Here is a 13,131-nt window from a genome sequence, read left to right on the forward strand (position 1 = left end):
TACATAATTATATGTATTTTTTTATAAATATTGCGTCTATATGCAGATGTGCATTTCATTATATATTTCATATAATATAAAATATATAATTGTTTTTATATTTATGGGGTGATCCAAACAAATATTGATGCATCGATCAACTATATTATTTATTGCGATACGTTATATTTTGGGAAAATCGATAGATCAATTTGGTCGGTATATTTATTGGGTTTCTAGCGTTGCAATTATGATAGGTGTGATGGCTATGATAACTGTATTATCGGTCATGAATGGTTTTGAGCGTGAGTTTAAACAGAATCTTCTTAATTTCATACCTCATGCATTACTTACGACTCCCAAAGGATACGTACATGTTAAAGATGAACCAAACTCAGTATTAGATCAGTTACACAATATCATACGTAATCAACCGTTGGTAGTATCCAATGTGATACTACAAAGTGCTAAGAAAATATCGTTTGGAGTTATGTTAGGGATTGATCCAAACTTTTTTGAACCATTATGTAATTATTTAGTAAATAAACATGAAAATCAATTAATTTTAGGAAAATATTACGTAATTATTGGTTCAACATTAGCAAAACAACTTAAAGTACGTATTAATGATCAAGTTCGTTTAATTATTCCTTCAGTTATGCAGAAGACTCCTATTGGCTATATTCCCAGTCAACGTTTGTTTACAGTGTTAGATATTTATATTACTAATAGTGCAGTTGATTCTTATCAAGTATTAGTTCATCAATCAGATGCTTCTGCGTTAATGCATTATCCATCAGAATGTGTTACTGGATGGCGTTTATGGCTACATGAACCTTGTTTACTCGCTAACTACATTCAAAAAGTGCGATTGTATAAAGACTGGGTTTGGAAAGATTGGAGAGAATATCAGGGATCTTTATTTCAAGCGATGAAAATAGAAAAAAATGTAATGTCTTTATTGTTAAGTTTAATTATAATAGCAGCAGGTTTTAATATTGTTTCTTTTTTAGTGTTATTAATATTAGAAAAAAGAACAGACATTGCAATACTTAAAACATATGGTTTTACTCGCCGACAGATTGTCTTTATTTTTATGATTCAAGGAATTACTAATGGTTTTTTTGGAATTGTGTTAGGAACAGTATCAGGGGTATTATTATCTCATAAATTAAATCAAATATTATTGTTTTTTAAAATACTTCCCAATACTATATTTCTACCTATAGAAATAAAATATTCTCAAATATTAAGTATAATGTTCATTACGTTTAGTATAATCTTATTAGCTACATTATATCCTTCGTGGCGTGCAGCTTCTTTTCATCCTGCAAAAATTTTACGTTATGACTGATATCCCATTGTTGTATTGTGTTCGGTTAACAAAATATTATCAACGTGCTGATTTTTTAATTAAAGTGTTGAATTGTATTACTTTGACTATACAAACTAATGAAATTGTTGCTGTAGTAGGGACATCTGGCTCTGGTAAGAGTACATTGTTACATTTGCTTGGAGGATTAGATAAACCAACTGAGGGGAAGGTATTTTTTGAGGGCCATGGGTTACATCAATTAACTGACAATGAACGCGCTATGATACGTAATAAACGTATAGGGTTTGTTTATCAATTTCATCATTTATTGTCAGATTTTAATGTTTTAGAAAATGTAGCAATGCCCTTGTTGATTGGAGGTCTTGAGTTTAATCAATCAAAAAATAAAGCGCAATGCGTATTAGAATCAGTTGGATTAATAAATCGAATTCATTCTTTTCCTCATGAATTATCTGGAGGAGAAAGTCAACGAGTTAGTATAGCTCGAGCTATCGTAAATAATCCAGTTTTAATATTAGCTGATGAACCAACCGGTAATTTAGATCAAAAAAATTCAGATAATATTTTTCAATTATTAAAAGATCTGAATACATGTTATGGCACAACATTTATAATAGCAACTCATGATTTGAATTTGGCTAAGCAGTGTCATAAGATATTAATGATATCTAATGGTAAAATAAAACTGATGCAGCATGATTCGTTTAGGTAGTTATTTATAGATGATGTTATCTTTTCAAATTGCATTAAAATTTTATCGAGGTTCGAGTAGTAATATTTTATTATCTTCAATGTCTTTGATTTCCGTTATTAGTATTACTATAGGAATAATAATATCTATAATTGCATTAAGCACAATGAATGGTTTTGAATATGAATTAAATAATCGTATTTTGGCAGTTATTCCTCATGGAGAAATCGAACCAATAATAGCACCATTCATTGATTGGAAAACAGCTTTGAGATGTATTCGTCAGATACCAGATATTATTCATGCAACGCCTTATATTAATTTTTATGGAGTTGTTGAATTTAACAATAAATGGAATGTGGTTTATATTAGAAGTATAGATTTAAAGCAAAATTTATATGACAGTACATTGCTTAATTTTATAGAAAAAGATTCTTGGAAATATTTTTGTGAAAATATAGGACAAATTATTGTAGGGAAAGGCATATCAGAAAGTTTAGGAATTAAAGCAGGTGATTGGGTTACTGTTTTAACTACTAATGATTTTCGTTCGAACAATAAACTATTGTCATCTAAAAAAATTCGCTTACAAGTAGCTGGAATATTAAGTTTAAATAGTCAATTAGATTATAACATTGCTATAATGTCTTTATCAGATATACAACATTATTATGATAAAACGTCAGATGTTTCGGGAATAGCTATTAAGATTAATAATATTTTTTCCGTTAATAGAATACTATATAAAATTAAAAGCATGCTTAACCATCAGGTTTATGTGTGCAGTTGGATGGAAACTTATGGATATATTTATAAAGATATTCAAATGGTTCGCATAATTATATATTTATCAATGATTTTAATTATAGGTATTTCTTGTTTTAATGTAATTGCTGCATTGATTTTGTCAATAAAAGATAAAAATTATGATATTGCGATAATGCGTGCGTTAGGAGCTAAAAGTATTTTAATTCAACGTGTATTTTTTTTGTACGGGTTAATTATTTACACGATTTCTGGTATTGTAGGTACTGGAGTGGGTGTCTTTATAACTTTTAATTTAACGAATTTTATTACAACATTTAATGGGCTATTAGGTAATAAAATTTTATCAGAAGGAGCTTATTTTGTTAATTTTTTACCTGTTAAGTTAAGTGAGTGGGACATATTATTGATATTAAGTATCACATTATTACTGGGTTCATTAACTAGTTGGTATGCAGCATCAAAAACAAGACGGGTTAATTTGTCTAAAATATTAAAATAATAGGTATATATTATGATTTTTTTGTTAGAGTATCATTGATAGTTTTTTAAATAAGTAAGTAATATGATTAGGCTATATAATCGCATTATCAATAAAAAATTAAATTTAATAATAAATATAATAATATGATGCTGTATATATGGTTTATTATACATTATATTATTATAATGCGAGTATTTTGGTTTTTATGCATTAAATTAAATAGCAAACATTAGCTATATGTTACGATTGTTGTATCGTAATGATGATTGAATTACGTATGAATTGATTAATTATTTTATTATATTATATCAGTGATGTCATTTGTGATGTCTTCTGCTAAACCTGTGTAATCAAGTGGGGTAATTTTTTGTAATCTTTTTTTTTCTGTTGTTGGTAATGGCAATGATTCAATAAAAATTTTTATTTTTTCCGGATTAATTTCTGAGTTACTGACGAATTTTTTTGTACATTCATAAGATTTGTGTATATTGTGTCGTCGCATTACTGTTTGAATAGCTTCGCTTAATATTATCCAGTTTTTATTTAGTTCAGTTAACACGTATTGTTTGTTAACTTTCAGTGTTTTTATTCCTTTTAATGCGCTATGATAGGCAATTAAGGAATACCCCATTGCCATTCCTAGATTTCTTAGAACAGTAGAATCGCTTAAATCACGCTGCCAACGTGATATTGGTAATTTAGCAGAAAAATGATTCAACATGGCGTTTGCCAATCCTAAATTTCCTTCAGAATTTTCAAAGTCTATAGGATTTACTTTATATGGCATGGTAGAGGATCCAACTGTAGTAGTGTTATGATTTTGTTTAAAATAGTTGAGAGCAATATAACCCCATATGTCTCTATTAAAATTTATTAAGATGGTATTGAACCTTGCAATACAGTCGGATAGTTCGGCAATATAATCATGTGGTTCTATTTGTGTTGTATAAGGATTCCATTCCATACCTAAAGAGACAACAAATTCTTCACTGAATTTTCTCCAATTTATTTCTGGATATGCTATAACATGAGCGTTGTAGTTTCCTACAGCACCATTAATTTTTCCTAAAATTTTTATTGATCTTAATTGATAGTATTGACGCATCAAACGGTATGCAAAATTAGCCATTTCTTTCCCGATAGTGGAAGGAGTAGCGGGTTGTCCATGAGTTCTAGATAACATAGGAATATTTTTATAATGCAGACTCATTTTTTTTATTTCATTAATGATTTTTTTCCAAATGGGCAAAAAAACAGTTTTTCTAGTATTAGTCAGCATTAATCCATATGCAAGATTGTTAATATCGTCTGAAGTACAAGCGAAATGAATAAATTCACTGACTTTTTTTAGATTAGGTAATATGCTAATTTTTGATTTTAAAAAATATTCTATTGCCTTGAGATCATGATTAGTAATTTTTTCTATTTCTTTAATATGTTCTGCGTCTTTAATATTAAAATTGATTACTAGTTTATTTAAGAAATCACATTCAATTTCTGTAAAAGGTGGTATTTCTTTAATAGAAATTGTGTTGGCTATTTTTTTGAACCAATGAATCTCTATTTGAACGCGGAATTTTAGTAAACTGAATTCACTAAAAATATTACGTAAGGGATCAGTTTGTTTGTAATAACGGCCATCAATAGGAGATATAACAGTTAGGGGGGATAATGCTATCACATTTTTTCTCCTCTTTATAATTGTAATGGGATATTTATATTTTTATTATATTTAAATATTAAAAGTTTATTTAAGATAATAATATGTGTATCTTAAAATCTTTTAATTTTTATACGAAATTTTCATTTTGCAAATGTAGGTGACTACGAATAACATTGGCACTATTGTATCAAAATATACGGGATGATTATAATCAATAACAACGTATCATAATGACAGAAATTATTTTGAAGAATATTGAATGATTGATTAAATTCATATTTATTTATAGAATTTAGTTGTAACTAGATTTATAGAATTGTAACATTTATTCATCTATGATGAAAGTGTAAATTAATGTAATAACGATTAGTTATATTTGATTTTAATATTGATATTATTGATATTTTTTAGACCAATTATTCTGGTGTTTTGGAATTTAGAAAGGGTATGTTTTTGTAATAATTCCTCCGCCCAAACAACGTTCTTTTAAGTAAAATACTGCTGATTGCCCTGGCGTAATTGCCAAAACCGGAATTTTTAAAATAACTTTAAGATTATTGTTTAAAAGAGGGTATACCTGACATTGTATATCGGGATGTCTATATCTGGTTTTAACTGTGCAATATAAAGGCGATGTAAGTGTGTGTCGTTTTACCCACTGGGTTTGTTCGGTAATGAACGCGATAGACATCAGCCGTGGATGATTGCGGCCTTGTGCTGCAATTAATATATTGTTTGATATATCTTTATCTACCACATACCATGGTTGTCCATTTCCTTGTTTTATTCCACCTATTTTTAGGCCTTTTCTTTGTCCTAAGGTATAAAACGATACTCCTTGGTGTGTTCCAATTATATCTCCATTTATATCAATTATAACCCCTGGTCGTATTGGTATATAATTGCTAATAAAATCTTTGAATTTACGTTTTCCAATAAAACAGATACCAGTTGAGTCTTTTTTGTTTGCTGTGATTAAGTTTAATTTTTTAGCGATATTTCTAACTTGAGATTTATTTAATATTCCTACAGGAAATAAACATTGTTTAAGTTGTTTGTAGCTGAGTGTATATAAAAAATAACTTTGATCTTTATTTTCATCTGTACCACGTATTAGATAAGTTTCTTGATTTACATCAAGACGGCGGGCATAATGTCCGGTGGCAATGAGATCTGCTCCTAGATCTTTTAGTGCAAATTCTAAAAAATTCTTAAATTTAATCTCTTTATTACAGAGTATATCCGGGTTAGGAGTGCGACCCATTCTGTATTCTTCTAAAAATACCTGAAATACATTTTCCCAATATTCTTTAGAGAAGTTTATAGTGTGCAGGTATATGCCTAAATTATCGCACACAGAATGAGTATCTAATAAATCAGATGCTGATGAGCAATATTCTGAGGTATCGTCATCTTCCCAATTTTTCATAAATAAACCTTCTACTTTATATCCTTGTTGTTGTAATAACCATGCAGATACAGAAGAATCTACACCGCCCGACATACCAACAATTACTTTTTTTGCGTGATTGTATGACATAATTTATAATAATATTAAAGGTATAAATGATTTATGAAATATGTAATATAAGGATTTTGTGTTTTATAATATTTATTTATGCAAATATATACGGATAGTAATAGTATATCGAATCATTTGTATGTTTTATAATGTTTAAATTTGTAAAATATGTATTTTGGAAAAACAAATATCTTTTGATTCATATAGAATACCGTAATCAAAAGATATTTGTTTAAGCTATAAATATAAATGATATAATATATCCAATGATATCATCGTCATTTAAAGTAACATAAAATATATTATATGTGTTTTAGTCAATATGCTATCAATCAATTATTATTTTATCCAAACATGTTGTGATTATCGCCATAATACATTCAATATATGGATAAATCATGATAGATCAAGATATTTTTTATGTGATTAATCTTTGAAAGATATAATTAAAGAAGTGAATCTAAATATTGTAGATAGTTGTTTTTTATTTAATGAGTCAGTATTAGAGCAATACATTTAATTTATTTCTATTTTTTTATTAGTATAAATGTAATATTTGTTATTTTTTTTATTTATATACATTAGTTGATATATCAGTATTTACTGATATGTGAGCATAGAATGTAGATTCTTAATTGTTATATTTATATATACAAACAAGTATATAACGATGTTATTCATTAAAACACAATATCTCCTTGTGTAATCGATAAGAAAGTATTGTTGATTTGTAATTATGTAGAATGAGATTTTTTTATGACTAAAAATAATATAGAAATATTGTCCAATAATTTAGCATGTTTTATAAAAAAAACAGATAATTTACAAGGATTTATCCAGGTTCGAGCAGCACATCGACGTGAGCGTATTGATGATTATATTGAATTAATTGCAGATTTAATTCAAGAGCGTGGGGAAGCTCGTCAAGTAGATTTAGCATTAAGACTTGGAGTAAGGCAACCAACAGTAGCGAAAATGTTAAAAAAGTTACTTGCTTCCTCTTTGATTAAGCAAAAACGTTATTGTGGAGTGTCGTTGACAGAGCAAGGGAGACAATTGGCTAATGAAAATCATATACGACATAAAATTGTAAAAACTTTTTTAATAGATTTAGGTGTTAACAAGAAAATTGCGCAAAGAGATGCAGAAGGAATGGAACATCATGTCAGCAATGAAACATTGTTAGCGTTTTTTCAATTTTCTGAGCGCTTCAATAGATGATTATCTATTTACTTTACATAGATATATATAAGAAGCAATAAGTTTAAATATTCTGTATTATAAATCATTTTGTAACCTACAATGGTGTTATAGATGTTTTTATTTGGGTTTTTATTTTAATAATTTTTTGTTTAAATTTATTTAAGAGGTTATTATTTCATTTGAATAAAATAAACGTATAAAACTTATGTTATCTTTATTTATTCAACAAAATATTTTGTTATATGTAAAATCATCAATGTTTTGATATTTTTAGTATATACTTTAAATATAATTATTTACATGATAAAAAAGGTAACATGAATCATGATGTATTTATATATAAATGTATATATATAAATAAATGTTCCTACATATTTTAATTGTTAATTTTATGGAAAACTAATTTTTAAAATATGAAAACATCACTTTTATATAATGATTTTATGAAAAAGTTTATATTTTGATTATAAAATCATGAAATTATGAAGATATGTATAATATATTTAGTTGTAATTTTTCTATTCACAACTTGTGCTCAAAAAAATATTGAAAAAAATGCTACATGGACATTATATACTAATTCAAAATACAATGCAATTTATCTTCCTAAACGTATGACACCATCTATGTATAATGATTATATTCATTATTGTGCTATGAGTTATGGAGTAGATGCGTCTTTAGTGAAAGCTATTATTCAAGTAGAATCTAATTATAATCCGACCGTGATCAGTAAATCTAATGCTGTTGGATTAATGCAACTTAAAGCGGATACTGCAGGAAGAGATGCTTATCGTTTAAAAGGGTGGAGAGGAGAGCCTAGTGTTCATGAATTGAAAAATGCTGCTATTAATATTGATCTCGGCACTGCTTATTTATCTATATTGCAAAAACAATTGGAAGGAATTATTGATGCAAAAACTAGACGTTACGCTATAATTGTCGCTTATGTGAATGGGTTAGGTGCGTTGTTGAAAACATTTTCTATTGATCGTAATTGTGCTATTGAAAAAATAAACAAACTTGATCCGGAACAATTTTACCAATATATACAGTCTCATCATCCATCTAAACAAGCACAACGTTATTTGTCTAAAGTTAATTCTATTTATGTTGCGAAAAATTAATGATAATAGTAAGTGATTTATACTAAAAATTTTATTTTTGATAAGTTTTGTGAGATGTATGTCAATGATAATTGTGATTTTTGACGAAACATATTATTGGAATAATTTATTCAATTAAGTTGGATATTTATAATTTAAATAAGTAAATGGATATATTTAGTTTTAGTCGGTATCGAAATGAATGAATATAGATGTCGATAGACTTTTGGACGATAATGAATTGTTGTTCTAATTAAGTTAAGGTGTTTATAACGATATTATAAATATAAAAAAAATACTTTTTAAAACTAAACGATTAACAAGCATTTTATTTAGCGCATAATCTATGTATAAAATTTTGATGGATAATATAGATATTTATATATATCTGATGATATGCATTTAATTATTGTTGTGCACAGTACGTATATCAGTTTATCTGCATGATTTAGATATAATATGATTTTTATTTGTATTATTTTATCAGACAATGAATTAGAAAACAATAATTTTTTTAATTTTTGTGATTATTATTGTTTATAATGTAATTTTTTAGTAAAGATTAAATAATGATGAGTAATATAGTGAACGTTGTTGACAATATGACATTGTGTGTTAAACAAATAGATTAATAGATATATCATAATGTTCGTTAAATTGTAGTAAAAAAAAGAAGGTGCTTTTAATTTGGTTAATTTATTTGATTAAATTTATAAATAGTTGCTTTAATTAAAGAAGTAAGTTATAGATTGAAGGAAATATATAAAGAAATGTATACATATTGTTAATATGTTACTGGTAATTATTAAATGATAATTAACACGTTTAGAGTATCTATCAAGATGTAATGCGATATGAGTTTTAATTAAATAAGCTATTTGACTATTCTATGTAATTTCAGTGCACTGCGTAGTGCAGTCGTTACATTCAAATCCCAATTCTGAATGAAAAGTACAAATATTGCATGAGTTTATTTCTTTACAACAATATAATTTAATATGATCTTTTTTAGTATATAAATATACGAAACCAATACTAATTAATATTGCGACCATTATCGTCAGAGTAATCATATATTTTATATGAGCTTTTATATTTAGCAAAATAGAAGATGATAATGAATTATTGTTTTGATCTGTGGTTTTATATGGGAGAGGAGACACATATGGGCGATCTTCGTGTATTTTTTCTATGATCAATTGATTGTTTAGCTTTAGTCCTCGTTTGGGAATAGTTATGATGGATGAAGAATCTAATCCGAAAGAAGTGAAAGTTTTTCGTATTAAACTAATTTGTTGATTTAAGTTTCCGTTAGATGGTTCAAGTCCATAAGATCTCCAAACGGTTGAAAATAAGTGTTCTCGAGTGACTGGTGCGCAAATATCAATATTGCGGTGTTTAATCAGTTCTTCTAATACCCTTCCAGCAGAATTAGACATTTTTACTGATGTTCTGGAATCAGTTAATAATGTCAGAGTATATTCTGTAGTATCAAATATTATAGTTGATTGAATGACATATTTCATTTAATTACTCTATATGAACTGTGCATGGGTGAATCAACATTTACACCATTGTTTAAATAAGGTTCAAATAATATAATTTTTTTTGACTAAAATATATAATAAATACTATAAAAAATATTTCATCATGAAAATGCATTAACATGATTGTAATTTATGTTGCTTAGATTGCAGATGTATTTACAGTTTATTTATTGATAGTATAACAATATTTTATAAAAATCTAGTTTATTAAAATATGTGTTAGGAAAATGAATATTATTTTAATAATTGATTTGTTTAGTTAGTTCTTTTAATAAATTAAATAAATTATGTTGATGAAACTGTAGTTTGAGTATGCAGTATAGTAACTATTTTAGTTGTATCAGTGTTAATATAATATTTAAAAAGTTTAATATCGCGTAGGTTGTAATTTTTTTAAGGATTATGATATTTGTAAAGAGTATAAATATTTCACGTGTAATTAGCAATGATCGGTTTTCAATTGAGATTGTTGATATTGTTGATTTATCTAATTTTATATTAGAAGAAATTGAGTTTTTAATATATATTGTGTGGATGATTGTTTAATTTTGTAAGAAGTATGTAATAGTTACGAGAATATATATGGTATATGGAAAACTTTTTTATACTTTTAAACAGTTAATCCATATGATGTCATCTTTGGTATGTTTTGTAGTAATCATATTTATTTTTAATGGTTCTCAAGCTTATTCAAATAATGTATCCGTTATGCATAAACCTCAAGATACTTCGATATCAATATCTAGTGGTATACAAAAATTACCCATATTATTTCAAGAAAAAATGAATGATGATGTCATAACTATTATTTTACCAAAAAATTCTCCACTGATTGTTAGCGATTCTCCTTCAATATCTTTGCAATCGTTGTATGTAGTGGATGCTTCTGATTATTTGAAAAGTATTGCGGGATTTTCTGTGATTCGTAATGGAGGAGTAAATAATGAACCAGTGTTTAGGGGAATGTTTGGATCTCGAATACGCATTTTGATGGATAGTGGGGAAATACTTGGTGCGTGTTTTTCTCATATGGATCCTGTTAGTGCTTATATTTTTCCAGAGACTTTTGATATTTTGAATATTATTAAAGGTCCGCAGACAGTACTATGGGGCCCTGCAACATCTGCGGGTACATTACAATTTGAACGATATCACCCTCGTTTTGATAAGCCAAAAATTCAATTGCGAAGTAATATAACAATCGGTGCAAATAATAAAATAGATAAAAATATAGATAGTATTATGGGGAATAAACATGGCTATATTAGATTAATAGGCAATATTTCTCGTTCAGACGATTATCATGATGGCAATAAAGGGCAGGTACATTCTGCGTGGTATAAATGGAACGCTGATGCGATTTTATCATGTAATCTAAGTACAGATACATATCTAGAAGTTAGTTTGGGACAAGGAAATGGCACTGCAAATTATGCTGCTCGACCCATGGATGGATTATGTTTTGCTAGAGAAAGTTATGGACTGAAAATGGAAACCACAGATATCAGTAAAGTGTTGGATAAAATTGAATTGCAAGCTTGGCGTAATTATGTTAACCATATTATGGCTGATACTGTATCTCATAGTACAGGATTGTCCACTACCAAAAAATGTTGCGGGTTTAATGGCAATGTTAATAATAATGTTGATCGTTTAATATGGGGTGTACGAGGTATTGCTGTATCTCAGTGGGACAACATCAAATGTTGTAGTGGTGCAGATGTTCAAATTAATACACATAGAGCATATTTGGAATATGATTCTGATTGGAAATCGGATATTCTCTCTAGAGATGCTGGTATATTTACTGAATTGACTGTGAATTCATTATCAAACAGGAGATTGATTGGAGGTACGCGACTAGAATACAGTGTAATTAATTTTAATAATTGTTCTAAATATAAGCGAAACGGTATGGTATATCCTTCTGGGTTTATACGTTATGAGGATGAGATTAGTCCGTTGTTGTCGTATTATGTTGGTGTAGGAACGAGTTTGCGTTTTCCTGATTTTTGGGAATTGTTTTATACTAAATCCGGTAACGACATTAATATAGACGATATTTTTCAATTAAAACCTGAAAAAGCTGTTCAAATAGACATAGGAACGTGTTTTCAATATCTACAAATGAATGGATGGATATCATCTTATGCTGGATATGTTAAAGATTTTATTTTATGTAATCATCCTAATGATGATACTATGCGAGATAGTAGTATTAATTACGCGGAAAACATCTATGCTAAAATATGTGGTACTGAAGCCGGATTGAATTATCAATTTAATGATCATTGGCGCACTGAAACAAATATATCGTGGGCTTGGGGTATGAATATTGATGATGGCTGTATTTTATTTAGAAATCCTCCATTAGAAGGTAGGATTATATGTCAATGGATACAAGGGAGTTGTAGTATAGCTGCAAAATGGAGGTTGGCATTAGCACAATCTGTTAATAATTCGTTGATGCTGTCGAAATCGAAGTCTGTTGTTCCTAAAAATATGTTGTCTTATACGGGTGTAGATTGTCATCCTGCTTCAGGATTTGGAATATTATCCATGCATTTGACATGGAAAGGTTCTCAGTTTTATAAATTTAGTGTCGGTGTAGATAATTTATTAAATCATAATTATAGAGAATATCTGAATTCGTGTGTCCATAAACGATTTGGATATTCTGATGGTACTTTGATTTATGAACCAGGGCGCACTTGGTGGATTAAATTAGGGATGGAATTATAAACAATGAAAGATATAAAAAATAGTGTAATAAATCAAGATATACAGATTAGTATCCGTAATTCCTTTGTAAGGTGCATATATATAAAAGTTTGA

At 27.8% G+C, this 13,131-nt stretch carries 9 protein-coding genes; 6 read left to right on the top strand and 3 right to left on the bottom strand.

Annotated features, from left to right (window positions below; all coding sequences use genetic code 11):
* Window positions 1–127 precede the first annotated feature (127 nt).
* Genes lolC through M9397_RS00670 form a run of 3 tightly spaced genes read left to right on the top strand, consistent with a single transcriptional unit; the run spans window position 128 to window position 3,273 of the window.
* Complete coding sequence (gene lolC, locus M9397_RS00660) at window positions 128–1,333, top strand: lipoprotein-releasing ABC transporter permease subunit LolC (RefSeq protein ID WP_250227050.1); 1,206 nt, start codon at window positions 128–130, stop codon at window positions 1,331–1,333.
* Complete coding sequence (locus M9397_RS00665; RefSeq protein ID WP_250227051.1) at window positions 1,326–2,027, top strand: ABC transporter ATP-binding protein; 702 nt, start codon at window positions 1,326–1,328, stop codon at window positions 2,025–2,027. Before lolC ends, M9397_RS00665 begins: the two co-directional genes overlap by 8 nt.
* Window positions 2,028–2,037: 10 nt before the next feature.
* Window positions 2,038–3,273, top strand: a complete 1,236-nt coding sequence (locus M9397_RS00670; protein ID WP_250259772.1) for an FtsX-like permease family protein — start codon at window positions 2,038–2,040, stop codon at window positions 3,271–3,273.
* Between the two features lie 280 nt (window positions 3,274–3,553).
* Here the strand turns inward: M9397_RS00670 and purB are convergent, their stop codons facing one another.
* Window positions 3,554–4,933, bottom strand: coding sequence for an adenylosuccinate lyase (purB, locus tag M9397_RS00675; protein WP_250227229.1), 1,380 nt, complete (start codon window positions 4,931–4,933; stop codon window positions 3,554–3,556).
* Window positions 4,934–5,354: 421 nt separating this feature from the next.
* Complete coding sequence (gene mnmA / locus M9397_RS00680) at window positions 5,355–6,458, bottom strand: tRNA 2-thiouridine(34) synthase MnmA (RefSeq protein WP_250259773.1); 1,104 nt, start codon at window positions 6,456–6,458, stop codon at window positions 5,355–5,357.
* Window positions 6,459–7,196: 738 nt separating this feature from the next.
* Here mnmA and mntR point away from each other — a divergent pair.
* Together mntR and M9397_RS00690 are read left to right on the top strand one after the other, a co-directional pair.
* The gene (mntR, locus tag M9397_RS00685; protein ID WP_250227054.1) at window positions 7,197–7,661 is read left to right on the top strand and encodes a manganese-binding transcriptional regulator MntR; all 465 of its coding nucleotides are present in this window, start codon (window positions 7,197–7,199) and stop codon (window positions 7,659–7,661) included.
* 464 nt (window positions 7,662–8,125) lie between these two features.
* Window positions 8,126–8,770, top strand: coding sequence for a transglycosylase SLT domain-containing protein (locus M9397_RS00690; protein ID WP_250227055.1), 645 nt, complete (start codon window positions 8,126–8,128; stop codon window positions 8,768–8,770).
* An 866-nt stretch (window positions 8,771–9,636) separates the two neighbouring features.
* Here the strand turns inward: M9397_RS00690 and M9397_RS00695 are convergent.
* A complete protein-coding gene (locus tag M9397_RS00695) occupies window positions 9,637–10,275 on the bottom strand; it encodes a winged helix-turn-helix domain-containing protein (protein WP_250227056.1) in 639 nt (212 codons plus the stop codon).
* Window positions 10,276–10,878: 603 nt separating this feature from the next.
* On the opposite strand from M9397_RS00695, the gene M9397_RS00700 reads away from it, so the two are divergent.
* A complete protein-coding gene (locus M9397_RS00700) occupies window positions 10,879–13,038 on the top strand; it encodes a TonB-dependent copper receptor (protein ID WP_250259775.1) in 2,160 nt (719 codons plus the stop codon).
* Window positions 13,039–13,131 lie beyond the last annotated feature (93 nt).

Origin of the sequence: Blochmannia endosymbiont of Camponotus sp. C-003, from assembly GCF_023585685.1 — a bacterium.
Lineage (GTDB): Bacteria > Pseudomonadota > Gammaproteobacteria > Enterobacterales > Enterobacteriaceae > Blochmanniella.

What these genes read in the sequence shown, in the direction of transcription:
- lolC (WP_250227050.1), top strand. Translation starts at nt 128, where the DNA reads ATGCATCGATCAACTATATTATTTATTGCGATACGTTATATTTTGGGA.
- M9397_RS00665 (WP_250227051.1), top strand. Translation starts at nt 1,326, where the DNA reads ATGACTGATATCCCATTGTTGTATTGTGTTCGGTTAACAAAATATTAT.
- M9397_RS00670 (WP_250259772.1), top strand. Translation starts at nt 2,038, where the DNA reads ATGATGTTATCTTTTCAAATTGCATTAAAATTTTATCGAGGTTCGAGT.
- mnmA (WP_250259773.1), bottom strand. Translation starts at nt 6,458, where the DNA reads ATGTCATACAATCACGCAAAAAAAGTAATTGTTGGTATGTCGGGCGGT.
- mntR (WP_250227054.1), top strand. Translation starts at nt 7,197, where the DNA reads ATGACTAAAAATAATATAGAAATATTGTCCAATAATTTAGCATGTTTT.
- M9397_RS00690 (WP_250227055.1), top strand. Translation starts at nt 8,126, where the DNA reads ATGAAGATATGTATAATATATTTAGTTGTAATTTTTCTATTCACAACT.
- M9397_RS00695 (WP_250227056.1), bottom strand. Translation starts at nt 10,275, where the DNA reads ATGAAATATGTCATTCAATCAACTATAATATTTGATACTACAGAATAT.
- M9397_RS00700 (WP_250259775.1), top strand. Translation starts at nt 10,879, where the DNA reads ATGGTATATGGAAAACTTTTTTATACTTTTAAACAGTTAATCCATATG.